This window comes from Paenibacillus doosanensis (assembly GCF_025060755.1).
In the GTDB taxonomy this organism is placed as follows: Bacteria; Bacillota; Bacilli; order Paenibacillales; family NBRC-103111; genus Paenibacillus_S; species Paenibacillus_S doosanensis.
This window is the reverse complement of sequence record NZ_JANYUY010000002.1, coordinates 150,878-176,942: the sequence shown is the minus strand read 5'-3', so window position 1 is coordinate 176,942 and position 26,065 is coordinate 150,878. Positions and strand designations below refer to the sequence as shown.

The following is a 26,065-nucleotide window of genomic DNA, read 5'->3' as shown; positions in this document are numbered from 1 at the left end:
TGAAGATCCTGCCGAAGGAGGGTTATTTGCTTTTGCTGTAACGGTCGTAGGCGCTTTGATACGTTTTCATGTATTGGTCGACGCCCATGCCTTGAACGGTGGAGACGTATTTATCCCATTCGTCGAAGGATGCGGCGCCGGTAATGAACTTCGACTCCATTTCGCCGATATACGTTTGAATATCCGAGCCTTGGGCGCTCATATATTCCGTCTCGGCGTCCGTGAAGTTGAAATTGTACCACAGCTCCTTGAGCGCGTAAGGCTGCGCTTTTTTACCGGCTTCGACCGACTCCGGCAGCGTCTCCGAGCCTTTGAAATATTTCTCCTGCACGTAGCCCGGATAGCTTCCGCCCATCCACGTCACATACTTGGTCAGCGCTTGGTCCATCGTGAGACCGGCCGGATTTTTCTTAATCTCGTCGACGTATTCGAGCTTGCCGTCCGCCGTTTTCGCGTAGCTGGTTCCTTCCACGCCCATGAAGTAAAACTGCGCGCCTTCGTCGCTGAAGAAATAGTCCATCCAGCGGATCGTCGCTTCGATGTTTTTATTTTTATCGGTAATGACGAACGCGCCGGGCCATACCATAGGCACTTTAATATGCGTATACATCTGATCGCCGTGGGGCCCTTTCAGCGCGCCGAGCCCGAAGTAGCCTTCGCCGTTGAACTGCGTTTTCGGATTCGGGTTGATCGTAGCCCCCAGGACGTCCTTGGCTCCTTTGGCGTACAGCGCGTTGCCGTTTTGCGTAAAAATATCTTTATCGATCAAGCCTTCCGTATACAGCTTATTGACGTACTCCAGCACTTCCTTATAGTTTTGGGTCAGCCGGAAAAAGCGCAGCTTGCCGCTCTGCGGGTCGACATCGACGAATTTGTGGCCGAGCCCGCGGTTGCCGACGCCCCAGGCTCCTTTGATTTGATCGATCAGAGGGCCGATGCCGGTGCCGCTGTAAGGAATTTCGTCGGCTTGGCCGTTGCCGTTCAAATCGGTCGTCTTGACGTCCTTCAAATAGGCATACAGCTCCTCGGTCGTCTGCGGCTCCTTCATGTTCAGCTTGTCCAGCCAATCCTGCTTGACCCATAGCGGCGTGCCGATGAGCATCGGCAAAAATTCGGGGCTGTAGAAGGAAGGGAACGAATAAATGTTGCCGTCCGGCATCGTCAGCGCCTTGCGCAGATCGGGATACTTATCCATCAGCTTCTTCAAGTTCGGAGCATACTCGTCAATGTAGTCGTTCAGCTTCACGAACACGCCCTGGCTGCCGTATTTCATCAGATCGGAAGCCGGCACTCGGGCCGAGTAGAGGGCGTCGGGGTAGTCGCCGTTCGCCAGCGCCAAATTGCGTTTCTCCGTCAAACTGCTGAAGGGAACGAATTGGAAATTGACTTTGACGTTCGTCATTTTGGCGTATTCCTTCCATACCAGCCGGTCTTCAAAGCTGTTGCTGCCGTTCGTGTCGGCAAGCCCTGTCAGGAATGTCAGCTCGACAGGCTGCTTGACGATCGGCATCCCTGCTTTGTTCACGTTAACGTCTGCGGTTTCCTTGCCCGCGGCTTGTCCCGCGCCGCCCTCCGGCTTCGCGCTGCTGCTGCAGCCTGCGGCCAAGCTTACGGCCATGATCGAAGATAAGGTTAACGCCGTTAATTTGCTCCAATTCATTGCTGTGTTCCTCCCTGGATTATCGTTTTGCGCCCCGAAGCGGGACGGTGGTTCCTGCGCTGATGCCGATGTTGCGCACTGCCAAGAGAGGGCGCGCCGGCCGGCCGGCTTTACATGCAAGCTGTAATACGGCCTATGGCTCAGCCTTTGAGGGCGCCGATCATAATGCCTTTGACGAAATATTGCTGAAGAAACGGATACAGCAGCAAAATGGGCAAGTTGGCCACGACGACGACGGCGTACTTGACCGCTTCCTGATCCATAATCGTCTTGGCGTGCGAGCTGTCGCCCACATTGACCATATGCTCCATCTCCCCCTGCACGAGAATTTCCCTCAATAGAAGCTGCAGCGGGTAAAGCTCCCGGTCGGTCAAATATATAAGCGCGCTAAAGTACGCATTCCAATGGCCGACCGCATAAAACAGCACCATCACGGCCAAAATCGGCATCGATAGCGGCAGCACGATCCGCCACAGCGCCTTCCAGTCGGAGCATCCGTCGATCGCTGCGGCCTCCTGCATCTCGGAAGGAATGCTGTTCTGGAAAAAAGTGCGCATGATGACGATATTCCAGACGGACACCGCTCCGGGAATCAGGAGCGCCCACATCGAATTCAGCATGCCGAGCTGCTTGACCAGCATATAGGCGGGAACGAGCCCGCCGCTGAAAAACATCGTAAACACCATGAAAGCGGTAATGACATTGCGCCCGTAGAAGCTTTTCTGCGACAACGGGTAGGCGGCCATGACCGTCATGACCAAATTGATGGCGGTGCCGATAACGGTGTACACGATCGTATTCGTATAGCTGCGCAGCAGGTCGTGGTTTTCCAGCACTTTTTTGTATCCGACGAAGCTGAGGTCTTTGGGCCACAGCCACATCTCTCCGTTAAGCACGGCCGCCGGATCGCTGACGGAGGCGCTGAGCACGAAGACGAGCGGGTACAGCACCAGCACGGCGACCACGGTAAGCAGCGTATAGACGATCGCCTCGAAGCAGCGGTTCTCGAAGCTGCGGGTTTCCATAAAGCCACTTCCTTTCCTTACCATAGGTTGGCTTGACCTACCGCTTTGGCGATCCGGTTGACCGTCAGCAGCAGGATCAGATTGACGACCGAGTTGAACAGGCCGACCGCCGCCGCGAAGCTGTACTGCGCCCCTAACAGGCCGCTGCGGTACACGTAGGTGGAGATGACGTCGGAGCTTTCGGTGTTCAGCGAGTTTTGCATCAAAAACACCTTCTCGAAGCCGACGCCCATCAGACTTCCGATGTTCAGAATGAGCAAAATGACGACCGTCGGCATAATGCCGGGCAAGTTGATATGCCATATTCGCTGCAGCCGGGTAGCTCCGTCGACCTTGGCCGCTTCGTGCAGCCCCGGGTCAATGCCGGCCAGCGCAGCCAAGTAAATGATCGAGCTCCACCCCATCTGCTGCCAGACGCCGGATAATACGTAGACCGTTTTGAACCATTCCGGCTTCGTCATGAAGCCGATCGGCTCGCCGCCCAGCGCTTTGATGATCGTATTGGCGATGCCGCTCGTCGGAGACAAGAACATAATGACAATGCCGACAAGGACGACCGTGGACAAAAAATGCGGCGCGTACGTTACGGTCTGCACGAATTTTTTGTATCCTTTATGACGCACTTCATTAATCATGAGCGCGAGCACAATCGGCACGGGAAAGCCGACCGCCAGCTCGTACAGGCTGATGCCGAGCGTATTTTTGAGCAGCCGCCAAAAAAAGTAGCTTTCAAAAAAACGCTTGAAATGCTTGAGGCCGGCCCAGGGACTGCCCCAGATGCCTTTGGTGGCGATAAAGTCTTTGAAGGCGATCTGCACGCCGTACATCGGCCAGTAATGAAATACGAAGAAGTAGAGCAGAACCGGCGTTATGAGCAGGTAGAGCTGCCAGTGGCGGACGATGGCTCGTACCGCTTTGTTCCTGCGCCGGGGAAGGCTGGCGCCGGCGGTCATCGCCCGGGCTTGTACATGATTCAATTCGGTTTAACCCCTTTCGTATGTCTGTCGGAGGACGAGCGGTTCTCGCCATAATAAAACAAGACTTTGCGAAACCAAAAGCAAACGGCGGAGGTCGGCACGAGCGTGCGGAACCGGTTTACTTTCGGGTTTTCTCAAAGTCTCCACCCAATCGTTTTGGTTATGAAATTGTTGAGGCAAGCAGGACTCTCTTCGCCGACATGGTTCCGAATACGGACCGCTGTCATCGGGACAGCGAAGGCTGTTCATCCGCGAGGGGAGGCATCTCGGCTTCTGAGAACAAGTTTATCGCCGGAGAGTTATTGGAGTGTTATCTGGATATAAAGAATTCGTAAACATGCTTCCGCCGGACAAACGAAATAAGACAGCGGCTGCAGGCACACTGTCTTATTTAACGGTGAAAATAGTTAGGGACATTGATAATTATCGGCAAAAACAGCCTTGCGTCGAGGCCGGCATTCTACGAAACGGCGGGGTCCCACCCGTCGCTTCCCGCCAGTACCTTCGGGATTGCGTACGCTTCGGCCTCTTCGGCCGTCAGAAGGGAGGACCAAGCCGCGCGCTCTTGCGTCGCGGCTCCAGGACCGCGGTTTTCATATTCGCAGAAGACCGTCGTCTCTTCGCTCTCCGGCTTATTCCAGTTGTCCCAGCCAGCGGCTGCGATATGTTCTCCCATCCAGCAGTTTAGGAACGCCGCCTTGGCGTAGTTCCTCCAAGGGCGGCTCAGGTATACGGATCGCGGCGGCGCATCGCCGGTCAGACGGCATCCGTGGAACACGTAGCCGTAGTGAACGTCTTCCGGGGTTGACGGTGCGGTCAGCCAGCCGTGAATCCGGTTGGACGGAAATTCGCCGGAGGCGTCTTCTCCCCCGAATCGGCGGCCTTTGGAAAAAATTTCGCAATCGTGAAAGACCGCGGTCGCCGAACCGAAAATAAAATCGACATCTCCTTCAATATAGCATCGGCGATAATAATGTCTTCCGTGCCTTCGCGGCATTCCTTCGCGCGGCCCGCCGAACCGGCCTCGCTTCATAGGAGCCGGAGGCAGAGGCCCCGTAAATAACGTATCTTGATAACCGAGAAACCGGCAGTCGGCGAACGAAACCCGATCGGCGTCGACATAGGCGGCCACCGCTTGGCCGACAAGCTCGCCGCGTCCGGCCGAATTGCTGAAGGCGAGCCGTTCGGCGGTGAAGTCGTCCGCTCCGATAAATACGGAATACGAATGAAAGGTTTCGTAAACTTCTCCGTTAGGGAAGGTCTTCTTGGCATAATCGTCGAACGTAATAATGGTGTGCTCGGCGCTTTCGCCGATGAGGCTGATCAGCGGTTTTTCAATGTGCAGCTTCTCTTTGTACACGCCGTTTTTAATCGAAATGACGACGCGTTCCTTATTGTTGTCGGGAATATGATCGACGGCTTCCTGAACGGTGCAAAAATTACCGCTGCCGTCTGCTGCGACAATGATCATGGAAGACACTCCTTTTTTTATGTCATATTTAGAAGTGTGGTGAAAAAGTCCGCTGCGGCGTCCATTTGATCCTCCAATCGCTGTTGAAAACGGATTCTTTGGATTGTTTTTTCGTTTTTCTGTGGAGAGAATCCGCTTTCAAAGGCGGGCTTTTAGGTAATAAGCTGATTGTAGACGGTAATCCTGCTTTATAGTTTATCAGAACGGGTGCGGGCGCGAGAAGCCCTGCGGCCATAATCGTGAGTCAATGAGCGCTACGTGTATCTTCCGGAAGAACGGTGAAAAAGCCGGCTTCGCTAAGCGAGAGCCATCAGGAGAAGCGAAGCGTTCGCTTTTGTTCCCGGATTTCACCCGGTTCACGGGCTTACCTATTCAAGAAATCTGGGAACAGGAGCGATCGGAAGGCGCTTTCGCATGCGCAGTGGGCGTTTTTCACCATCTTTTTAAAGCTTAGAAGGAGATGAGCGATGATGTCAGCTATTGGCGAGGAACGAATGGAGCAAATCCGCGGCGCTTTGGCAAAGCGCAAGCTGCGGCTGCCGGGCGGGGCGGAGCTGCCGGTATTGGGGCAGGGAACTTGGCGTATCGGCGACGACCCGGCGCGCAGAAACGAGGAAATCCGGACGCTGAGGCTCGGGGTTGAGCTGGGTATGAACCTAATCGATACTGCGGAGATGTATGGGGACGGCAAATCCGAAGTTTTGGTCGGGGAGGCGGTCGAAGGAATCAGGGACAGCGTCTTTCTCGTGTCCAAGGTATATCCGCATAATGCCGGACGAGACCGGATCGTCCGCAGCTGCGAGCAAAGCTTGAAACGGCTTAAGACCGATCGGCTTGATCTGTACCTCCTGCATTGGAGAGGAAGCATTCCGCTCGAAGAGACGATAGAAGGGATGGAGCGGCTTGTCGAGGCGGGTAAAATTCGGCGTTGGGGCGTCTCCAATTTCGATAAGGACGATATGCTGGAGCTGACCCGGCTCGCTCGCGGGACGCATTGCGCGATCAATCAGGTTCTTTATCATCTCGGGTCCCGGGGAATTGAGTACGATTTGCTGCCCTGGCAGCGGGAACGCGGGATGCCGATGATGGCCTACTCGCCTCTCGCGCAGGCGGGCGCGCTTCGCAAAGGGTTGATTCACAATAAGGCGGTTGCGGATATCGCGGCGAAGCGCCGAATCAGCCCCTTGCAGCTGCTGCTGGCCTGGTGCATTAGGGAAGACCATGTGCTGGCGATACCGAAGGCGGCGACGGAACGCCATGTGATCGAGAATGCCGAAGCCGTTTTAGTGGAGCCGACGGACGAGGAGCTGGCCGCATTGGACGGGCAGTTTCCGAAGCCGGTTCGCAAGCTGCCGCTCGATATCGTTTGAAGGCGGTTAGCCGAAGAGACGGTAGGGAGTTGGAAAAGGCCTCCAAATCGTGGGTTTTTACATACCCGGCTCGCTGCTGCAATCATGAGATATCGTTTGCCTATCCCGACCCGTTGGCAAAGATTTCTTCAGGCAACTCTCAGCCGATGCTCATTGTTTCTTCAGCCCACCCTCAGAAGCAATTCAGTTAAGGGGCCTATACTTGGTCTTGTAAACAAAATAACTCATAAAGGTGGATGAAGAAAATGAAGACAATCGGTCAAAAACTAATCGCAGGTACAATCGCAGCAACATTCGTTCTGGGAGCTGGCTTCGCGGGATTGCATAATCAAGCTCAAGCGGCGGCGGCGAGCGACGGCACGGCGGCCACTGCGGCGAAGGGCGCGGGCAAGCAAGGCCCCGGAGGATTTGGCGGCGAGCGCGGCATGCAAAGAGGCGGCGGTTTTCACGGCGCCAATCTGACCAAGCAAACGGCGACGCTGCTCGGCGTCGAAGAGAGCACCATTCAGGCGGCGCTTAAGGAAGGTAAGACGCTGGCAGAAATTGCGCAAAATAGCGGGCTGAGCGAAGCAGATTATTTGGCTAAGCTGGTCGCGGCGCAAACCGAGGAGATTAACGCCCAGGTGACGGCGGGCAAGCTGACGCAGGATCAGGCGGACAAACAGATCTCCGGCCTATCCGACCGGTTGAAGTCGCAGATCGAGAACACAGGACCTGCAGGCGGTCCGCAAGGCGAGCAAGGTCAGCCAGGACAAGAGAACGGCGGACCGGGACGCGGCGGCATGTCGATGGGCGGACCGGGGCTGCTGGGCAATTCGGAGCTGTTGACGTCCATCCTCGGCATTACGCAGGATGAGCTCAGAACGGAGCAGGAGGCGGGCAAGACAATTGCGGAGATCGCCGCGGCGCAAGGCATCGGCGAAGACGATCTGATTGCCAAGCTGAAGGACGGCTTGACGGACACGCTGAAGCAATTCGTGGAAGCGAAGCATCAGAAGCCGGAACAGGCTCCTGCTGACGATGCAGCCGGCGCGAGCGACGCCGCTGCGGAATAAAACCGCCGCTTTGCAGCGGCCGCTGAGGGCCAAATAAACTCACTCTCCAGGAGCAACGCCCGATTGTCTATTCATAAGTTCATAAGCAAAGACGCTTCTTAACCCGCGTAGGGGGTAGAAGCGTCTTTTGGCACGTGCGGGGTTAGGGCAGAGCGGACCGCATCCGTGTTAGCGGCGGCGACGTTGGATATTAACGCCCGGGCTGCGGCCCGCAGTCGTTTGAAACCGCGGTGACGGACCGGACCGCTTGCTCGCCGAGCCGCTCGGCAAGCTGCCGCAAATACAGGCTGCGCGGCTCGACATGCCGCCCGTGCCGGTCCCAGAACCCGTCTCGGCGGGGCCTAGGGTCGTGCTCGTTCGGGAGGAACGGCGGCTTCTGCTCGCCGATATGGCCGACCGCATAGTTTTGCGCCGTCGGGGGCTGCTGCAAGGTCAACGGGCCCTCGGCGTTCCAGGTCACGTAATTGGCTCCGGACCAGCCGTGCCCGCTTCCCATCCAGCCGCGGTCGCGAATGAAGAGCGGTGCGCGGACGTTGTCGTAGAGACCGCCCACCGACCAGCGGTGATGCGGCTCGCTGGCGTTATAATCGATGCGGGACTCGCAGTCGAGGAAGACGTTCGGGCCGCATACGCGGGCGTCGAAGACGAAGGCGTGGCGCGCCGTCTCCGTATCGCAGCGCTGCACGAGCGACAACTGCCCGGTCACGTGAAAGGCGTATCTGCGGCCTCCCGTAATGATGCTGACCATGTCGCGGACCGTGCAATCCTGCACGGTAACCCATTTGGCGTGCCGGTCAATGGTGACCAGCGAATGCTCCAGATGATAACCGGTAACATCGCGTACCCAGGCGTTTTTTACCCGATCCAGCACAACGAAGTTCGCGACATGCGACTCATCCGCGCAATAGGACGTTAACCCGGGTTTGCCGTCGACCTGACAATCGGTAATGTCCGGATTGAAGTCGGAATCGATCCGCAAGTTCTCGATACCGACTTGTTCGATCCGTCCGGCGTCGTCGCAGCGAACAAGCCTGCCGCCGCCCCAGCGCCGCTCGATCGCGTTCGCCACCGGGGCGTCTACGGTGATCAGATCGCCCTCGACGGCGGTAACGATGCGTTCGAACGCCAGATCGAACGCCTCCCATTGCTTGGTGCCGCCGACCCTCGGCCTAGGCACGATCGTATCCATACCGATGGCGCCGATCCATTCGGCGTTCCCATGCCGGATGACGGCGACGGCATCGCCGACCGTATAGCGGGAAGCGTCCGCCACATGGAAGGAGCGGGCGCCGGAAGGCACGTACAGATCCGTAATTTCCGTCGCGGTATTTTCCAGCAGGACAGGGGCCGCGCGTCCCCGTACTTGCAGCAAATCTCTTCTTACGGCGCCGGTCCCATGGAGGATCGTACCGTCCTCTCCTTGTCCTTCTCCCCGCAGCACAATGCCGCTCTCGCGGATCGTCAGCGTTCCGGCGATGCGGTAAACGCCGCGCTTTAGCAGCAGCGCGCCGCGGAAGCCGTCCTCCCCGGGCGGAAGCAGAGACAGCTCGTCGATGGCCTGTTGAATGCGGCGGGTATCGTCTGCTTCGCTGCCCGCCTCGGCCGGTTCAAGCTCCAGACGAGCCGGCACATCCGGCAGCCTGACGCCGCCTCCTTGGTAACCGCAATGAGAGAAATCGGCAATGCGGTTCCCTTTATAATCGGGAACATACGTCATGGAGCCGTCGCGGTCCAAGTAAGCGATGGAGCTTTGCTCCGGCGGTATGCCCGCCTCGTCGGCTACGGCAAAGGCGAACCGGTCATAGCAGGCAGGGGAGCCGTCCGCATTCAGTTGAACGCCGATTTCGTACACGCCGCCGCCGCCGGAAGCGCTGCCTTCGAACGAAAGCTTACGCTCTTCTCCGGCCTCCATCGTTACCACCAGGCGCCGGATTGCCGGCGTGCGGCCGGAGACAAGCCTCAACTCGGCGGAAATTGTTGCGCGGGCCGGGGTATGAATGCGAAGCGCGGGCCATGCCGCCCCCGGCCGGAGCACTGCCGGCAGGCCGATTTCCCGGACCAGCGATGGATGCTCGAGGACGATATCCGCGACTTGTCCTTGATCTTTCATCAATTGAATCACTGCCTTTCAGAATTAAAGAATGTTTCCATAACATGGGTTGATCTTACACTGTATCCGGTTGTCTCTCAATAGGGTAACTTCATGTCTTATGTGCTCATTTATTCTTCGCCTGAGGAAAATAACGGCAGAGCCTAAAGTAAGAGGCCGTTTCGTATCCGCATAGCGATACGGCGTCTACGGCTGTGCGGGGCAAGTCCGGCCGGACTGGGAACAGCGGCTTCGCGCCGCCGTTCCTCACAGGAAACCCCCGTTAAGAAGTTAACGTTTATATTTGACGACCGGCCATTTTTCCTTGCGCAGCGCATTCATCAATTCCGGCCCGACATGGAGCGTATTGCGGACGAGCTCATGCGGAGTCAAAGCCATCCATTGGTTTAACGAAACGTCAGCGAAGCGGCTGCTCTTGAACATTTCCAGAAACCATAAGCTCTGATCCCCGGTGTTCTGGATATAGTGTCCGAGGGCAAAAGGCACATAGCCGACGTCGCCGGCCCGAACGTCAAACGTGCGGGCGTTGCCGTTGGCCGCAAAGACGGTCATGCGCCCTTTGCCGGTCAGATAATATTGCCATTCGTCGTTATTCGGATGCCAATGCATCTCTCGCATGCCTCCCGGTTCGATCTCTACCAGAGCGGCGGCAATCTGGGTGGAGATGGGGAAGTTGGTGGAATCGACGATGCGCACGGTGCCGCCGGGGGTTCTGATCGGTTCTTGCGCGAGCAAGCGGTGAGTGAAGCTTAGCGGAACGGCGCCCTGCGGGTCCTGTACTTCCGAGCTTGCCAGCGCGCCGGGGACGCTGCTCTGGAATATGTATCTTTGCTTGGAAGGAATATGGGCGAACGCGCTTTGCGGGACTCCGAAATTGGCGGCCAATACGTCCTTCGGCGTATGAGCGAACCAGTCGGTAATGCTAAGGGTGTTATTGTCGGAGAAGGTGCCGTCGTCGAAGACGAGCAGAAACTCGCAGCCTTCGTCCAAACCTTGAATCGAATGGGGGATGCCCGGCGGAAAGTACCACAAATCGCCTGCGCTTACGTCGGCAATCATGTTGCGCCCGTTCTGATCGACGGCCGTAATTCGGGCTCTACCGAGCAGCATGTACGACCATTCCACTTGCTGGTGCCAGTGCAGCTCTCTTACGCCGCCCGGCGTCAGACTCATATTGACCCCCGCCAGGGTAGTGGCTATCGGAAGCTCCCGTACCGTTACCTCTCTCGCCCAGCCGCCGTGTTCCAGCCGCATGTGCGTATCGGAGAATGAAAATCTCATATTGGGGACCGTGCCGGAGTCCGTGGGCGGCGGGACGAGCATATCGGGGTTTTCAAGATCGCGCATAATGTCCCTTGGCCCCAGATCGACCGCTCCTGTGCCGTCATCCCGTATGGGCTGAGGCATCTGAACGTTTTCCGTACGATGCGGATGCACTCTTTTCATCGCATTCACTCCTCGTATCTCCTATATCGTTAAGCTCATTTTCTTAACATATGCCGTCGTTTTCCGTATATGTCCGGGGTCGCGCGTCTTCCCTCGATACGATTTTCGATTGGTATTAAAAGGGTTTCGCCGCGCGGATGAGGAATACAATATAGAGAGTTTATTTACTGCTGGCACTGCATCCCGGTTACGGACGAACAAGCGGAAGGCCTTATCCGCTATTGTGAGAGAGGGAGGAGGCTTGGTCGTCTTGCATGCGGGCGTTTCATTAAGCGCTCACGACCGGTTGTTCGAGATGATCGGCGCCCGCTTCACGGGACATCCTCCTTATCAACCGCCGGCTTTCGAGCCGGTAAGCGGGGAGGCGGGAGAGAGGCATCCGATCGTGCAGGATATAGCGCCGTTCGAATCGGAGGATGAGCCGTACCGGTATGCTTTTGCGGAGGGAGCGGAGCTTGCCGCGATACTTGAGTACAGATTGGAAGGCGCAAGTTATCCCGCCGCATGGGTGAGGCGGGTGGAAGCTGGGCGCGTGGTGTGCCTGATGCCGGGACATAACGCGAATTCTTTGGCGCATCCGCAAGTCAGGAGACTGATAAGGGCTAGCTGCCTTTGGGCGGCAGGGCGCGGAGAAGCCGCATTGCCGGAATAAGAAACTATAGTTGACGAATGGGGTATTGAAGGATGAAAGGCTTTGTAACGGGCGAGTCCATACGGAACGCCTTATTGTTATGGAACGAAGAACAGGGCGAACGGCGGAAGACGCTGCTGCTTTCGATCATGTTATTTTGCGTCGCTGCCGCTCTGACGGTGGGGCGGACTGCGGCGGACGCGCTGTTTCTAAGCCGATTCGACGCGGCATCCCTTTCCTGGATGTACGCGCCGCAGGCGGTCGCCATCATAGCGGCTGGGTTGCTATTCCAAAAGTACGGGAGCCGGATTCGCATCGACCGGCTGGCGGGAAGGCTTATCCCGCTGCTGTCGCTGCTCGCCGTCCTTTCGCGGCTTGCTGCGGGCGCGGAGCTGCGCTGGATATTTCCGGTCATCTACGTCGAGTATGAGGTTGCCGGCCTTTTGATGATCGTCTGCTTTTGGCGGTTCGCCGCATCCGTGATGGAGTCAAGGAAAGCACGGCGGATGCTTGGGATCGTAGCAATCGGGGGGCTAGCAGGCGGCATAGCGGGCGGGTTCGGAGCGGAGGCGCTCGTCGCTTGGACGGGAACGGCCGATCTGATCTGGATCTATGCGGGATTGCCTCTTCTGGGGCTGGCGGCAGGCTTGCTGCTGCCGCGCGGGTCCGCGTTCGCCGAAGACGCGGGGCCAAGCCGGCGGATTATGGCTGCGGCCGATCCGGGCGAGGAGGCCCCGGGTTCGGGACCGCTGCAGGCGATCCTGGCGGGGGTTCGGCTCTGCAGAAGCGTCCCGTATGTGAAATATGCGGCGGTCGCATCGGCAGCGTTGGCGCTCTCTCTTCCATTCATCGATTTTCAATTTAAGACGATTGTGAGCGGGAGCTTGCAAAACGACGATTTGGCGGGATTTATCGGAGGCTTCTACGGCTGGGCGGGCTTGCTCGCTTTGCTAGCCCGGATGTTCATAGACGATCGCGTCTTATCCCGCTTCGGAGCCACGGCGGCGCTTCTGGCCGTCCCTGTCGTGCTGCTCGCAGGAAGCGCGGGTTTGCTGATCTTCCCCGGCATCGCCATGGTGGTCGTGGTGAAAGCCGGCGGCCATGCGCTGGAGGATACGGCCCATTCCGCGGCAAGCCGGCTTCTTCTGCCTGTGCCGCCGCAGTGGCGCGGTCAGGCGCGGAGGCTGCTGGAAGGAGCCGCCGGCAACGGCATCAAGGCGATTGCCGCCGTGCTATTGCTTGCGTTAGCGAGCGTTCTCTCTCCTGCGCAGCTCGGCTACGTCGTTATTTTGCTGCTAGGCATCGCTATTGCGGCAGTATTTCCGATAAGGCAGTCTTACCGGCAGGCGCTGAGGACTGCGCTGCGAGACGGAGAAGGAGAGCTGCAGAAAGCCGGGGGCGGCTGGGAGGACCCGGATAGCCGCAGCGTGGTGGAGGACGCTTTGGGCGGTTCGGATGAACGGCAGCTTGTCCATGCGCTCCGCATTGCGCGGGGCTTAGAGGGGCTCGATCTGTCCCGTCTAATGCCCGGGCTGCTTATGCATTCTTCCCCGGAGGTAGCGAAGGAAGCGCTTGTGTATGTAGAGGCGGTTGTTCCGGAAGGGGCGGATTCGTTTTTGAAGGAAATGCTCGATTCGCTGGACGGAGAGCTGAAAGGAAAGGCTGTGCTGGCGCTATCCGCTTATGCGAAAGAGTCTTGCCTGGAGGACATTACGTTATGTCTTGAGGATCGCAACGCCTACGTACAGACTGCCGCTGCGGCAGGTCTGGTGAAGCATTACGGCGTTGAAGGCATGTTCCGGGCTGTAGGTAAGCTGCAGCAATGGATCGACAGCGGCGATGAAGACAGGCGAGCGGCCGCAGCGGTTCTCATCGGCCAAGTCGGAACGAGCAGCTTCTACAGGCCGCTTATTGCTCTGCTGGAAGACAGCAGCGTCCGGGTAAGAATACGAGCGCTCGAATCGGCGGCTGTTCTCCGCGTGCCCGCGCTGATTCCTGTCATCGCGCCTTTATTGCGGGGCGCTGCGACGCGATGCCATGCCGTCGACGCGCTGGCGGCTTACGGAGACGATCGCTTGTCTTCTTTGGAATTTTATTTGGCGGAAGGCGAGTTCTCGCTGCATTGGCCTAAAGTATGCGAGCGGATAGGGACACAGCAGGCGTTCGACGGGCTGCTATCGTTGTATCGTTCGGCTTCGCCGGATAGGCGGGATGCGTATGTCGTATCGCTTGCGCGAATGCACCGAAATGAGCCTTTGGCCGAGCGGGCGGAAATCGAGGCTTTGATCCATGAAGAGCTGCGGCTGCATGAGCAATACGGGAAGCACGCCGCCGCGGTGGCCAAAGCCGAGGGCGGCTCCGACATCGTAGATATCGTCCGGCAGCTGCGGGAGTGCGTCTGCCGCCGTATATTCGTGCTGCTGGGCTTGTTGTACGACGCCGGAACGATGGAAACGGTCTATGCCAACTGGACGGCCGGCGATTCGCGGCAGCAGGCAAGCGCTGCGGAAACGCTGGAGATGACGGTACAAGGCTCGTTGCGGACGGAGCTGGTCCGTCTAATGACGTCTTCCCGCAATATTGTCGGCTTGCGCGGCGCAGAGGAAGGCATGGAGGAGCATTTGAGATGGCTTTCCGATCAAGGGGACCCGTGGCTGAGCGAGCGGATTCGGCTGTTTATGCTGGATCGATTGGCCGCCGCTTCAGCCGCTGCGGTTACAGCGGGGATGGATGAGGAAGAGCGGCGAATTCGCCGCACGCTGCGCGAGAAGGCCGAACGCGTCGAATCGCTTCGCCGGGCCGTTCTATTCGAGCGTCTGCCGAGCCGGGAATTGGCCATGATCGCGATGCGGCTGCAAAAGTTCGACCGCCTCGGCGGCAACACCGTCATTCGGGAAGGGGAGAGAGGCGCTTCCCTCTATATGGTCCGCATCGGCCGTTTGGGCGTCTATAAGGACGGCCAGAAGGCCGGAGAATTAAGACAGGGGCAATGGTTCGGCGAGATGGCCGTACTGACCGGGGAAGTACAGACGGCTACGGTTCGCGCCGACGAGTTAACGGCCATGTGGGAGCTGGACGCGGACTCCCTCTATGACTTGATGCTGGAGCGGCCGGCGATTGCGGCGGAGATGATGAGCTTCCTCTCCCGCCGCTGCCCCGCTGCCTGGGAGGGTCCGGCGGTAAGCGTCGGATTTGCCGAGGCGGCCGCGGCTCGGGAGGCAGAGGGTGCCGACCGAGATTCGCTATACGGCGGAACCGGCGCCGCACTCGGCGAGCGGGCTGCTGTACTGCGGCAGGCCCCGCTGCTTGCGCACCTGTCGCCGGACGAATTCATGCGCTTGGCCCGGGAGGCCGATGCGGCGACGTTCGAGCCCGGTCAAGTCATTTGCCGGGCGGGCGATTACGGCTGCTCCATGTTCGGCATCATGGAGGGGAGCGTCCGGGTGCATCGGGGCGCAGATAACATCGCCACGCTCGAAGCCGGCGACTGGTTCGGCGAGACGGCGCTGATCGCAGGCGGCCGCTGCCCCGCCGACTGCATTGCCGGCAGCCGCACCGTGCTGCTGGAGCTGCGCAGAGACCGCCTCTTGTCTTTTTGCTTCGAGAACGGCGATGCACTGCGGAGTATGCTGCGGGCGCTGGCCGGCAGGAGCCGGAACATTCACTAACGTCGCAGCCATAGGCGGAGCTGTCCTGCGGCTCGCCTGACGTTCGCCCGGTTCATCTGTCAATGGTTTAACGGAGATTCCTTCGGAGAAGGGGTCTCTTTTTTTGTTGTTTAGGAAATGATGTGCAGCAATTTCCTGTGGATATCCGTGGTCTTCCCCGAAAGGAATGTCTACCCATAGAACGATCCCAGAGGAAGGGTTAGACGCCGATCCAGCTTAGGCTGGATGCGGACGGAATAAGCTTCAGAGCATCACGTCACTACCCTGGAAATTACTCTTGGTACCCCATTTCCATTGTCTGTGGTGCCGCGTAGCGGCATGGATGGCTTTTGGGGGATTTGTTCTGTTTAGACAGCCGTGTATGGCCGGTTCCGGCGGGTGATCGTGGGGAAGGGAGAGCCTTCGTTTCCGGGGATTTGTTCTTCAGGTGCCGCTTCCGCCCAAAGTCAGAGCGTATCCCCGACTTAAGGCCAGGTACCGAAACCGCCGCGGGTCCATTTCGCGGCCGCTGCGTCCGTACTACAATTAAGACATCAAGAACAGATGCAATGAACGACGAGAGCATACTCGAATACGCATAGAACGAAAGGAAGAAATGATGATGAACAAATTGTACAGATCCACATCGAACAGACGTTTAACCGGTTTATGCGGAGGCTTGGGCGAATATTTGGGCATCAGCCCGACGCTGCTTCGTCTGATAACGGTTATTGCCGCCTTTTGCAGCTTTGGAACTACGGTGCTGATCTACTTCATCGCCAGCTTGTTTATTCCTAAGCAGTCTTATATGCATTATGTTTAGGTAAATATCGCCAATAAGAACGGGTTATTCGCTGGATTTTACGAAGGCTTATACACGGTTATATATTAATAAGGAGGAAATGACAAATGGGAGTACTTAAAAGATTGGTCGATTTATCGAAGGCGACGGCTCACGAAGCGCTGAATAAAGTAGAGAAGCCGGTAATGATGCTTAACCAGTATTTGCGCGACATGGAGGAAGAAATTCATTCGATCCGGCAGGCTCTTGTCAGACAAGCGGCGTCGGAGAGGCGACTGGAGCAGCAAATCGCCGAAAGCGGGCGGCTCGCCGAAAGCTTCGAGAAGAAGGCGGCAGAGGCGGTTGCGGCTCACTGCGACGCCGAAGCGCGCCAAGCGGTAGAGGCGAAGCTCAATTATTTGGAGAAGGCGGCGCAATATTCGGAGGCGTACGAGGAATCCAAGCGGCTCTCCGCGGAGCTTGAATACCGGTTAAATCAAGCGAAGGCCGAGTATGCCGGCATGCAGGCGAAGCGGGATGAGCTGGCTGCGCGCGCCCGTAAGGTGGAGAGCCAAGCGCGCATTGCGGCGCCCGGCTTCGGATACGGTCTGGAGGGAGGGGCGGCGTCCCGAGGCTTCCAGCGCATTGAAGAGACGATTTTGCAGAAGGAAGCTCAGGCGGAGCTGGCCAGCTCCATGCAGGCCGCGGCGGCGGCATCCCGCGAGGCGCTGATTCAAGAGCAGCTTGCCCGGCTTCGTACGGGACAATCCCCTTCTTAGGCTGAATCGAACGGCAAACCATATACAGATGCTCCGCTTAGCTCAAAGCCCGAACAGAGGCTTTGGGCTTTTTGCCGTAGACGGATAAGCGCGGTCGGATATCCATTGCCCATACTTCCGAACCATGAGAAGGACGCATCGCCATGCAGGATTTTTTCAAGGACGTCGTCAAGCGAGTTTTCACGGAAAAGGGGAAAATTAATTATCCACATAGTTGTGCACATAGTCCACAGACGGTTACAATAGGATGTGTATAAGTTTTTGAACTTCTATCAACATATCCACAATACAACATATCCACATGTGCCGGGGATTTAACTCCGGATAAGCTTATCGGGAACACTGAGGGGCCGCTGCGGCAAAATGGGTGCAAAGCACAAAAGAATCCGATAGAGTAAGGGCTTTCACGTTAAGGGGGAATGGTAGTATAATGGCACAAGATTAAACGGGAGGGATGACGTAATACAGTAGAGAAAGCGGCGTGTCAGTCCGGCGAACACCGGGCGGGAGGCCGTTTCAAATCCGGAAGGAATGCGGGTTCCAATTAGAATTGGTGATCCAATGGCAGAGGGGTTTCGCAGCATTCTGAAGATGATGTCCTTTCATGACATGAGGAGTGGAGAACATGACGAATACGACGATATCGCTAACGGACCAAATTGATATTACCAACGGGGCACATATTCTTTATTTATACGATTCTGCGGAAGGCTATATTCAGAACGCGATGGCTTTTATTCTGACCGGGCTGCGGCTGGGACATCATATCGTGTTCATCGACGACCGCAATATTTATAAGCAAATTATGGAGCGGCTGGGAGGAAAGCTGGTCCGTTCCGATTATGACAAAATATATTATGTCGATAACCGTGAATTTTATTATTGCCATCACGGTTTTCATGTAAAAAACATAATGGACAATTTGGAGGGACTGTTCAACTCATTCCTGGAAAAGAAAATAACGGTGCGATCATGGGGGCATGTATATTGGGAAAACCAGCAGCATATTTTCAAGCTGTTGGACGAGTACGAGCGCCTGTCCGACGAATCGATGAGCGAGCTCGGCATAGTGGGCGTATGCTGCTATGACGCTCGGAGAATTTCTTCGAGCGTTCAGAACGAATTGTTGAAAAGCCATGAGTATATGATGACCGATACCAGCCTGGTCAAATCCCAATTTTATCATGACGAAGAACGGACCGTTCATTTCCCTTCGCTGTCGGTACACAGCCAGCTGCAATCGGAAGTCGACTTGTACAAGCATAAGCTGGAGTTCGCCCATGTGGTCTCCCATGAAGTGAGAAATCCTTTAACCGTCATTAGAGCATATGCGACGATGCTGCAGTCCCAGGTGGGAGACGCAGAGGCGGTAGGCAAGCTGAAGGCGATCGTAGATTACGTCGATGTGATCGATAATGAAATCACCCATATCATCAATACCGAGCAGATGCTTTCCACCGAATCTCTTTGGACGAAAACAATCATCCCCGTCCGGCCTAACATCGAGGAAGTGCTGCCGGTGATGCTGACCAAATCGCGGACGCAGAATATGAAGCTGTATCCGCAGGTGGAGCTGCAAAATGAAATGATGCTGAGCAACGTTATGGGCTTGAAGCTGATCGTCTCCAACCTGCTCAGCAATGCGATTAAATATAGCCTGGAGGGCGGGCGGATCTGGTTTCGGGCCTGTCATGCCCGGGGTGTCCTTGAACTTATTATTAAGGACGAAGGCATCGGAATGAGTCCGGAGCAGCTTGAGAAGCTGTTTCGCAAATATGAGAAAATGAATCACGAGCAGAGCGGCCAAGGTATCGGCCTGTTCATGGTCAAAAAGCTCGTAGACCATTTTGGCGGCAGCATCAAGGTGCAAAGCGAGTTGAATGAAGGAACGGAGGTTACGGTCAAGCTCCCGCTGCTTAGCGGCTAGGCTTGCTGCTTGTTGAGTTTCTTATATATTCCCTGATTGATTCATGGTGGGCGTCTCTTTTCTTATCAGACCTTTTAGACTACAATGAAACCGGATATCTATGAGAACGATTCTCAATTTCCGAACAGCAGCAAGGAGGAGTCGCAATCGCCATGAGTGCCTTTTCTTATCATATAGATCGCATGAAGCACGTCTTGTTTCTATTGGATTTTATGCTGAAAAAACAATGTCCGCCGCGCTGGGGCTTAAGAAGAAGGGCGATCAACCGGCATTATTTGGTTTTTGTCGCGGGCGGGTCCTTGGAGCTGAATTGGAACGGGGCATGGCTGACAATGGAAGCGGGGAAATATGCGCTGCTCGTTCCGGGAGATGTCGTGGAAGCAAGGGCCGTATCGGCGGAGCCGCCGGAAATCGTATTGCTGGCGTTCGCCTATTATGAGGCGCCGGCCCGCGCCAATGCCGGGAATACGAAGCGTGGCGCAGCCGAAGAGCCGGCGGCCGACGCGGAGAATGCTTCTTTATTCGGTAGCCGTTCCCGCGGGCTGCAGGCCTACGGCGCGCCAGTCATGAAGCTGCTCCGGCAGCTGGAGGCAGCCGCAGAAGAGCGGGACGATATGGGGCAATGGAGGAGGAATATGCTTCTACAGCAGCTTTTCTTTGCCATGGCCGGCGAAGCGCGAAGCGGGGCTCGGACTCACGGCGGGATGCGCGAGGCGATTCGCCGGCTTGTCGCCTATCTGGATGAGCATTATATGCAGGAGGACTTGTCTCTGCAAGCGCTGGCCGAGTCTTATGGTATCAGCTGGAGCAACTTCTCCGGCATCTTCAAAAAGTATGTCGGCGTAAGGCCGATCGATTATTTGACGCGGCTGCGGATGAACCATGCGAAAGCGCGGCTGCTTCAGCCTCTGCGAATGGAAGAGGTCGCCCGGCAGGTCGGGTACCGCGATCCCCTGTATTTCAGCCGCATTTTCAAAAAAACGATAGGCGTTTCTCCGTCCGTCTACCGCAAAAACCTCGACAGAGAACATATCGTAACGCTTTCTCCCCATGTGAACGATTATTTGTTGGCGCTGGAGCTTCAACCGTTCGCGACGCTGCCTTATGCCGGTAATGACCAGTTGGACGGGCTGCTGCCTTATATTGCAGACAAACTGAAGGACATCCGGATTATTGGAGAGAGGCCGCAGGATTGGGAAGCGCTTATTCGAGCTAATCCGAGAATGATCCTCGGTTCGGACGGAGGCGGCAGAGCGCGCCTCTCCCCGCTGAGTAACATAGCTCCGACCGTTAACGTGCCGCTGAAGGACGACTGGCGGAGCTTATTGTTCGAGCTGTCCGCGCTGCTGGACCGAAAAGCCCAGTATACCCGTTGGATACGGCATTTTGAACAAAAGGCGGCCGGGGCGCGAAGAAGGTTGTCCAGGGAGTTAAGGCGGGAGGAGACCGTTATGGTATTGATCGCTTCCGCAAACGAGCTTAGAGTGTACGGAGGCCGAAGGCAGCTGGGAGAAATTTTGTACCGGGAGCTCGGATTGCTTCCCCCCAGAGGGATTACGCTGCAGGATCATTACACTTGCGTAACCCCGGAACAGCTTATCCGGTTCGATCCCGATCATATTTTTTTGGCGACGACCAATTCCAACTTGAATCGGGCGCAGGTGCGCGAGCTGTTGGAGAGCGATGCTTGGCACCGGCTCTCGGCGGTTCGCAAAGGCAATGTCTACGAGGTGCAGAGCTGGCTCAACGGGCACGCGCCGATTCAGCACAGCTTGTCCATCGATATCGCGCTGAGCCATTTGTTGAAAGGGGCCTCGCGCTAATCGGCGGTCACGCGAGCTGCCTGCCATCCTTCGGGGATGGCAGGCAAGCTCGGGCGGCCAAGATTTTATCCATACAATTGCAAGATTATGTGCATTGAATGTTTCCTGGCCCTCTCCTATAATCTATTGATGATAATGAGAATTACTATCAATTAGACATAGTGGGGGAATAGCGAATGTATCGACAACACCGAATGAAATGGATCGTTCCTTTATTGCTGATGACGTTTATGATAGGGATTGCGGCTGGCTGCGCGGGCAAGCCAAACGCATCCGGCGACACGGGCGCGGCGCCCAAGCAGGAGCCGACCGCACAAGAGCGGACGGTCAAGCATTTGCTGGGCGAAACCGTAATTAAGGGCGAGCCGTCCAAAATCGTATCGCTGCATCCTTGGCTGACGGATTTTATGCTGTCAATGGGCTTGACGCCTGTGGCTGCTCCGAGCTCGGGGCCGAACAGCAACAAATTTTCCTGGTATCTTGAGGATAAGCTGACGGCAACTAAAAACATCGGCTGGCAAATACCGCAGGTGAATCTCGAATCGGTACTGGCCGCCGAGCCGGACCTGATTGTAGCGAATCAAAATCACGAGAAGGTGTACGGCCAGCTGTCGCAAATTGCGCCTACGATCGCCATCGAGCCGCTTAAGGACGACAAAGGAAATCGGAAGATGAGGGAAACGTTCCTCGCTTTCGCTCAAATGCTGAACAAGGAAGCGCAAGCCAAACGGGCGATCGCTGGGTATGATGAGCATGCCAAGCAGGCGAAGGAGCAGGTGAAGCAAAAGATCGGCAACCAGACCGTCATGTTTTTACGGGTAACGGATAAGGATCTTCGCTATTACAGCCCGGCGCTGTTCGAGGTGTTATACAGCGATTTGGCGCTGACGCCGCCGCCGTCCATACCGGATTCGTCCAAATCGTATGAAGCGCTGTCGATTGAAAAGCTGCCGGAAATTAATCCGGATCATATTTTCTTATTGGTGGAAAATCAGGATAAGGTGACGGAGATTGAGCAGCTGAGCTTGTGGAAGCAGCTGAACGCGGTCAAGAACGGACATGTCTATAAAGTCGATTACGATCTGTGGTTCCAGGGCTTCGGTCCGATCGCCAACGAGAAGATGCTGGACGATGTCGTGAAGAAGCTTGTTCAATAACGGCATGAAGGAGGATCGCCGCATGTTCGAGACCGTTGAGGTAGGCTGCGCGGCCGGGTCGTTGTCCAAGCAGTACTGCGCCCAAGTATCGGCGATGCATCATGAGGACCCGATCGGTTCGGCGCCTGGCCATCTTGTTTATTTATTGGCGGAAGTGCCGCTTCCTTGGCAGCATGAGGTGGAGCGATCGGTTCATTTCCCGGCCGGCTTGAATGAGGTTTTGCAGCAAGCGGCCGGGCGGGGGCGCAAGTTCAGGTTTCTGGCATTCGCCTCCGACCGGATTGCCTCTCCCGCAGGCTGCAGAAGGATAATCCGATTCAGCAGGGAGGGGCCGTCGTTAGCGCTGTTCGGGAGAAAGGAATATGTGGCTCCCGAGCGGCAGGTGGCCGCTGTGGCGGAGGCGCTTCTCGCAGGCGGAGAACTATCCGCTTTCGAAGACTGCGCAGCGGAACCGGCGGAAGGGACCCGCGATTTGTTCGTTTGTACGCACGGCAGCCATGACGTGTGCTGCGGCAAGTTCGGATATCCGTTGTACAAGGAGATCGAAGAGCGGTACGCCGGTCGCGAGGATCTGCCGCTCAGAGTATGGCGCACCAGTCACTTCGGCGGGCATCGCCACGCGCCGACGTTAATCGATTTCCCGGAAGGGCGCTACTGGGCGCAGCTGCGTCCGGAGCTGCTGGATACGCTGATCCGCCGCAACGGAGATGTCGAGCGGCTCGCCCGTCATTACCGGGGGGCGGGCGGCATCGGCGCCTTCGAGCAGGTTGCCGAGCGCGCCGCGTTCGTGCGCGAAGGCTGGAGCTGGATCGGCTACGAGAAGCGCGTAGCCGTGGACAAAACGGATGACCGTTCCGCCAGGGTCATGATCGAGTACCGATCTTCGGACGGCGCGGAGCAGGGAATGTACGAAGCGCAGGTGCGAATCTCGCAAACGACCGTTATTACCGGGGGCTGCGGGCATGAAGCCGGGGAAGCGAAGCAGTACGAGCTTGCGGAGCTGTGCGGGCGGAAGGCACAGTAGCCGCGCTGCGGGCGCCTCGCCCGGGTTGAAAACGAGATTAGGCATTCGGCGAGGGAAAAAAACGAGCCCGGCGGACTTATTCATACAGTCCGCCGGGCTCGGGCTCGCTTTCCGGCAATATTCAGCTTCAATAGGTGAGCTTCACGGTACGCGTGGCGTCGTCATAATCGACTTTGGCGCCGAGCACCTCGGCCAGCAGCCGAACGGGTACCATCGTGTTTTCTCCGATCAGCCGCGCAGGGGTGTCAGTCTCTTTCCGCACGCCGTTGACTTCATAGGCGCTTTGGTCGGTAAATAACGTGACCTTCTGGCTGCCCTTCGTGTAGATGGCGGCTCTGCGGGTATTATCCCAATCGACGCTGGCGCCTAGCGCCGATGCAAGGTCGCGGATGTACAAATACGAGAAGCCTTCGTCGATGGCAGGCTGCCTTTTCATCGGGAAGCCGATGCCGTCGACTTGATAGCTTGTATCGTCGAGGCCGAAGGTGGCTACCCGCTGGAACGGAGCTACCGTAACGGAAGAACGCTTATATTTGGCCGCGTCCTGGTGCAGCTTCGTTTTGCCGATGCCGGGCGTCGGCTCGGTCGTGAAATCCCATTCCTTGGTTTCGTTAGACGAGGCTCCATCGCTCTTCGTGATTTGAAGGTTCAGCTTCACGCGATAGGTCGTGTTGGCTTCCAGCGGCTTGCGCGGCATAATGATGAACGCATTGTCCAGCTTGTCGTCGTTATCCGGCGTGTTCACCAGCACATCGACCTTCTGCTTGCTGCCGTCGGTCAGCTCGGCGCTGACGAGCTTGGCTTGATCTTCTCCGGCGCCGTAATATTGCGCCATAATCGGGTTGCCTACCGGATAGGCCGCATCGGTATGAATCCGCAGCGGATCGGGATCTTCGTTGCCCTCGAACGTCGTCGGCACATAGCGGTCTCCGGGGGCCGGCGATACGACCAGCTGCGTTGTCGTCGTCGAGGCGTAGCCGAACTCGATAATCGTATAATCGCCGACTTTACCGATGCCGATCTCGCTTACGTTCGGGTCCAGGAACGGATTGCGGTGATAAGGGGCGTCGAACAGCAGATCGATCGCTTCCTTCGTCGTGCCGCTGGAGTAGGCGGCGTCTTCTCCGACCTTTGACGTATAGCCGAAGTAGGCGGCCCTGTCGAGCGGAAGCGCTCCGATAAACTTCGGTTTGCCCTTCTCTTCCGTGTGCAGGCTCTCCTTGCTGTCGCTCGTCTGCTTCACTTCGTTAGCGTTCAGGTAAGTGGCGTGCGCCGTAGCGCTCGCGTTCAGACGCGTGTTCAGCTTGACCTGGGGCAAGCCGTACAGCACCCGGTAATCGTTCAGCGCGGCGAAAGCGTCGAGCTGATCCGGACCGGCCGCGGGAAGCTCCTTGAGCGCATCCTGCGCGACGGTGAACGTCCATGATTCCTCGATCGGCTGATACCCTTTGAACGTGATGGACATGCGAGCCGTATAATCGCCGGGCGTCAAATCCTGTTCGGGCGTATAGTGGAAGGCGCCCTGCTCTTTATCGTACGTAACGGGCACGCTCTGGCCGTTCAAAAACATCGCGTACGCAACGGGAAGGTCGTTCGAATCGGTTTTGAAATAAAAGGTCAGCGTCGGACGCGTGACCCCGATCGTATCGCTCGGCGTTCCCTGATAGCCGTATTTGAACGCAAGCGCGTGCTGCGCGGGCAGCGCCAGGCCGGCGCACCATATGAGAAGCGCCATGGCAAGCAGCGCCGCATATTTGGAGACGGGTTTGGTTATAACATGCATAAAATTTCCTCCTTCTGCAAGTTTGGATGAGTACAAACAGATGCTTACATGGATTTCGGCGGTCCCGGCGGAAATCCTTTGATAAAATGTTTCCAGAAAGCTTGTCCCTGCGAAGATCCGATAGACGAAAGCCGTGCGGAAGCGGCGGTTTGCCTAGCGGCATAGCGAAATCACAGTTCAATTGTATAACGTAAAAATGGCCAAGAAGTTACAATTTTCAGCAAAAATTAAGCTGCGCGCGCTTGCGCAGTCCGCATTTTGAACTGATCGGGAAACGGTGAAAATAACTGCCCGGTAATGGTACAATGATGGGGTATAAACAGAAAGGCGGAGAAGCTCATGGCATATGCGTTCATCATTGAGCCCGGTATCTATACCACCTTCGAGGACGAGGCGGCCCAGGTGGATAAGTGCAAGGAGTGGGGCTTGTTATCGGGGAAAGCATCCAAGGCGAAGACGTTTTATTACAAAGGAAACGGAATGAATCTGCCCTGCAGCATCGTCGGCTTTGTCGATCATCTGACGGCGGTCATCGAGTTTGACAGCGGGGAGAAGCATTGCATTCATCCCTCCTACCTGAAGGAAATGCAAGCGTCCAGCTATGCCCAGAAGATTCCGGCTTCTTCGGAGGAAGCGGCGGAACAGGGCGGAGCGGCGGCTGAAGCTGAGACTGAGGCTGCTCAAGCGGACAAAGAAGCGGCCGAGACCACGCTCGCACAGGAGGCCGATTCTGTTGCGGAAGAGGAGCGGGCTTCGGAGGCGGCATCCAAGGCGGATGCGGAGCCTTCCGCAGATTCGGCGGCCGAACGGCCGATAACTCTGGCGGAGGAGCATGCCGCGACGGAACCGGCGCAGGCTCCTGCTCCGAAGGAGTCTGCGAAGGGCAAGGCCAAGAAATCGCCCAAGCCGGAGCTGCCCGAAGACAAGGTGAAGATGATCGCGACCGTGAAGGAATTTACGACGGTGCCGAATCATTTCTCCGACAATGACGATGAAGTCGTCATCTATGAAGAGGTGTCTATCGTGGAGCCCGAGACCGTTATCGGGGACGCCTGGTCGAGCTACAGCGCCACGCTGAAGAAGCTGGAGCTGGAGGTAGGGGACAAGCTCACCTTCGAAGCGAAGGTGATAGCCAAGAAGCTGACCAAACACCCGGTGCCGTACAAGATCAACAACCCGTCCAAACTGCAAAAGGAGCAGCCGGACACTTAAGGCGGCCCGAGCCGGTTGCAGGTCCGGGAGCGCGCTGAACCCAGAAGGCGCCTCCGGGCGGAAACGCCCGCAGAAGCGGCGAACGTCCCGGAAGTTATCAGGATGTAAGTCAACGCTAACCCGGTGCATCTTTTGCGGCAGCCGGATCAAAGAAGCAGACGCCATGGCGGCTTCTGCTTCTTTGAGC

The 26,065-nt window shown here is 56.9% G+C and carries 18 protein-coding genes; 11 read left to right on the top strand and 7 right to left on the bottom strand.

Going from position 1 to position 26,065, the window contains the following annotated elements; genetic code table 11:
• Positions 1-22: 22 nt before the first annotated feature.
• The 4 genes from N0M98_RS03290 to N0M98_RS03275 form a co-directional block, all read right to left on the bottom strand.
• Positions 23-1,660 (bottom strand): extracellular solute-binding protein, encoded by a 1,638-nt coding sequence (locus tag N0M98_RS03290; RefSeq protein WP_259616948.1) that lies wholly within the window; start codon positions 1,658-1,660, stop codon positions 23-25.
• Between the two features lie 140 nt (positions 1,661-1,800).
• Positions 1,801-2,685 (bottom strand): carbohydrate ABC transporter permease, encoded by an 885-nt coding sequence (locus N0M98_RS03285; protein WP_259616947.1) that lies wholly within the window; start codon positions 2,683-2,685, stop codon positions 1,801-1,803.
• A 17-nt stretch (positions 2,686-2,702) separates the two neighbouring features.
• Positions 2,703-3,638, bottom strand: a complete 936-nt coding sequence (locus tag N0M98_RS03280; RefSeq protein WP_249866335.1) for an ABC transporter permease — start codon at positions 3,636-3,638, stop codon at positions 2,703-2,705.
• A gap of 484 nt (positions 3,639-4,122) precedes the next feature.
• Positions 4,123-5,133: a pectinesterase family protein gene (locus N0M98_RS03275; protein WP_259616946.1), complete on the bottom strand. Its 1,011-nt coding sequence runs from the start codon at positions 5,131-5,133 to the stop codon at positions 4,123-4,125.
• Positions 5,134-5,603: 470 nt separating this feature from the next.
• On the opposite strand from N0M98_RS03275, the gene N0M98_RS03270 reads away from it, so the two are divergent.
• Both N0M98_RS03270 and N0M98_RS03265 read left to right on the top strand, forming a co-directional pair.
• Positions 5,604-6,503, top strand: coding sequence for an aldo/keto reductase (locus N0M98_RS03270; RefSeq protein ID WP_310943061.1), 900 nt, complete (start codon positions 5,604-5,606; stop codon positions 6,501-6,503).
• 245 nt (positions 6,504-6,748) lie between these two features.
• Positions 6,749-7,558 (top strand): hypothetical protein, encoded by an 810-nt coding sequence (locus tag N0M98_RS03265; protein ID WP_259616945.1) that lies wholly within the window; start codon positions 6,749-6,751, stop codon positions 7,556-7,558.
• Between the two features lie 190 nt (positions 7,559-7,748).
• Here the strand turns inward: N0M98_RS03265 and N0M98_RS03260 are convergent, their stop codons facing one another.
• Together N0M98_RS03260 and N0M98_RS03255 are read right to left on the bottom strand one after the other, a co-directional pair.
• Entirely contained in the window at positions 7,749-9,671 is a 1,923-nt protein-coding gene (locus N0M98_RS03260; RefSeq protein WP_259616944.1) for a hypothetical protein, read from the bottom strand.
• A gap of 267 nt (positions 9,672-9,938) precedes the next feature.
• The gene (locus N0M98_RS03255; RefSeq protein WP_249859997.1) at positions 9,939-11,114 is read right to left on the bottom strand and encodes an oxalate decarboxylase family bicupin; all 1,176 of its coding nucleotides are present in this window, start codon (positions 11,112-11,114) and stop codon (positions 9,939-9,941) included.
• A 109-nt stretch (positions 11,115-11,223) separates the two neighbouring features.
• On the opposite strand from N0M98_RS03255, the gene N0M98_RS03250 reads away from it, so the two are divergent.
• From N0M98_RS03250 to N0M98_RS03215, 8 genes are all read left to right on the top strand, one after another.
• Entirely contained in the window at positions 11,224-11,766 is a 543-nt protein-coding gene (locus N0M98_RS03250) for a ThuA domain-containing protein (RefSeq protein WP_259616943.1), read from the top strand.
• Positions 11,767-11,798: 32 nt separating this feature from the next.
• Positions 11,799-15,413: a cyclic nucleotide-binding domain-containing protein gene (locus N0M98_RS03245; RefSeq protein WP_259616942.1), complete on the top strand. Its 3,615-nt coding sequence runs from the start codon at positions 11,799-11,801 to the stop codon at positions 15,411-15,413.
• A gap of 595 nt (positions 15,414-16,008) precedes the next feature.
• A complete protein-coding gene (locus N0M98_RS03240; protein ID WP_310943027.1) occupies positions 16,009-16,215 on the top strand; it encodes a PspC domain-containing protein in 207 nt (68 codons plus the stop codon).
• A gap of 86 nt (positions 16,216-16,301) precedes the next feature.
• On the top strand, positions 16,302-16,952 hold the full coding sequence (locus N0M98_RS03235; protein WP_249859994.1) for a PspA/IM30 family protein: 651 nt from the start codon (positions 16,302-16,304) through the stop codon (positions 16,950-16,952).
• 625 nt (positions 16,953-17,577) lie between these two features.
• Positions 17,578-18,879, top strand: a complete 1,302-nt coding sequence (locus tag N0M98_RS03230) for an ATP-binding protein (protein WP_259616941.1) — start codon at positions 17,578-17,580, stop codon at positions 18,877-18,879.
• A gap of 152 nt (positions 18,880-19,031) precedes the next feature.
• Positions 19,032-20,702: a helix-turn-helix domain-containing protein gene (locus N0M98_RS03225; protein WP_259616940.1), complete on the top strand. Its 1,671-nt coding sequence runs from the start codon at positions 19,032-19,034 to the stop codon at positions 20,700-20,702.
• 176 nt (positions 20,703-20,878) lie between these two features.
• Complete coding sequence (locus N0M98_RS03220; RefSeq protein WP_259616939.1) at positions 20,879-21,859, top strand: ABC transporter substrate-binding protein; 981 nt, start codon at positions 20,879-20,881, stop codon at positions 21,857-21,859.
• Between the two features lie 22 nt (positions 21,860-21,881).
• On the top strand, positions 21,882-22,883 hold the full coding sequence (locus tag N0M98_RS03215) for a ferredoxin family protein (RefSeq protein WP_259616938.1): 1,002 nt from the start codon (positions 21,882-21,884) through the stop codon (positions 22,881-22,883).
• Positions 22,884-23,010: 127 nt separating this feature from the next.
• On the opposite strand, the gene N0M98_RS03210 is transcribed toward N0M98_RS03215, so the two are convergent.
• Positions 23,011-24,666 carry a stalk domain-containing protein gene (locus tag N0M98_RS03210; protein WP_259616937.1) on the bottom strand — a complete coding sequence of 552 codons (1,656 nt, stop codon included), beginning with the start codon at positions 24,664-24,666 and terminating at the stop codon, positions 23,011-23,013.
• Positions 24,667-25,005: 339 nt separating this feature from the next.
• Between N0M98_RS03210 and N0M98_RS03205 the strand changes: the two genes are divergently transcribed.
• Positions 25,006-25,878, top strand: a complete 873-nt coding sequence (locus tag N0M98_RS03205) for a hypothetical protein (protein WP_259616936.1) — start codon at positions 25,006-25,008, stop codon at positions 25,876-25,878.
• Positions 25,879-26,065: the final 187 nt, after the last annotated feature.

Bases quoted from the DNA above. Each gene is read 5' to 3' on its own strand.
- N0M98_RS03290 (WP_259616948.1), bottom strand. From the start codon at position 1,660: ATGAATTGGAGCAAATTAACGGCGTTAACCTTATCTTCGATCATGGCC.
- N0M98_RS03285 (WP_259616947.1), bottom strand. From the start codon at position 2,685: ATGGAAACCCGCAGCTTCGAGAACCGCTGCTTCGAGGCGATCGTCTAT.
- N0M98_RS03280 (WP_249866335.1), bottom strand. From the start codon at position 3,638: ATGACCGCCGGCGCCAGCCTTCCCCGGCGCAGGAACAAAGCGGTACGA.
- N0M98_RS03275 (WP_259616946.1), bottom strand. From the start codon at position 5,133: ATGATCATTGTCGCAGCAGACGGCAGCGGTAATTTTTGCACCGTTCAG.
- N0M98_RS03270 (WP_310943061.1), top strand. From the start codon at position 5,604: ATGTCAGCTATTGGCGAGGAACGAATGGAGCAAATCCGCGGCGCTTTG.
- N0M98_RS03265 (WP_259616945.1), top strand. From the start codon at position 6,749: ATGAAGACAATCGGTCAAAAACTAATCGCAGGTACAATCGCAGCAACA.
- N0M98_RS03255 (WP_249859997.1), bottom strand. From the start codon at position 11,114: ATGAAAAGAGTGCATCCGCATCGTACGGAAAACGTTCAGATGCCTCAG.
- N0M98_RS03245 (WP_259616942.1), top strand. From the start codon at position 11,799: ATGAAAGGCTTTGTAACGGGCGAGTCCATACGGAACGCCTTATTGTTA.
- N0M98_RS03240 (WP_310943027.1), top strand. From the start codon at position 16,009: ATGATGATGAACAAATTGTACAGATCCACATCGAACAGACGTTTAACC.
- N0M98_RS03235 (WP_249859994.1), top strand. From the start codon at position 16,302: ATGGGAGTACTTAAAAGATTGGTCGATTTATCGAAGGCGACGGCTCAC.
- N0M98_RS03230 (WP_259616941.1), top strand. From the start codon at position 17,578: ATGACGAATACGACGATATCGCTAACGGACCAAATTGATATTACCAAC.
- N0M98_RS03225 (WP_259616940.1), top strand. From the start codon at position 19,032: ATGAGTGCCTTTTCTTATCATATAGATCGCATGAAGCACGTCTTGTTT.
- N0M98_RS03220 (WP_259616939.1), top strand. From the start codon at position 20,879: ATGTATCGACAACACCGAATGAAATGGATCGTTCCTTTATTGCTGATG.
- N0M98_RS03215 (WP_259616938.1), top strand. From the start codon at position 21,882: ATGTTCGAGACCGTTGAGGTAGGCTGCGCGGCCGGGTCGTTGTCCAAG.
- N0M98_RS03210 (WP_259616937.1), bottom strand. From the start codon at position 24,666: ATGCATGTTATAACCAAACCCGTCTCCAAATATGCGGCGCTGCTTGCC.
- N0M98_RS03205 (WP_259616936.1), top strand. From the start codon at position 25,006: ATGGCATATGCGTTCATCATTGAGCCCGGTATCTATACCACCTTCGAG.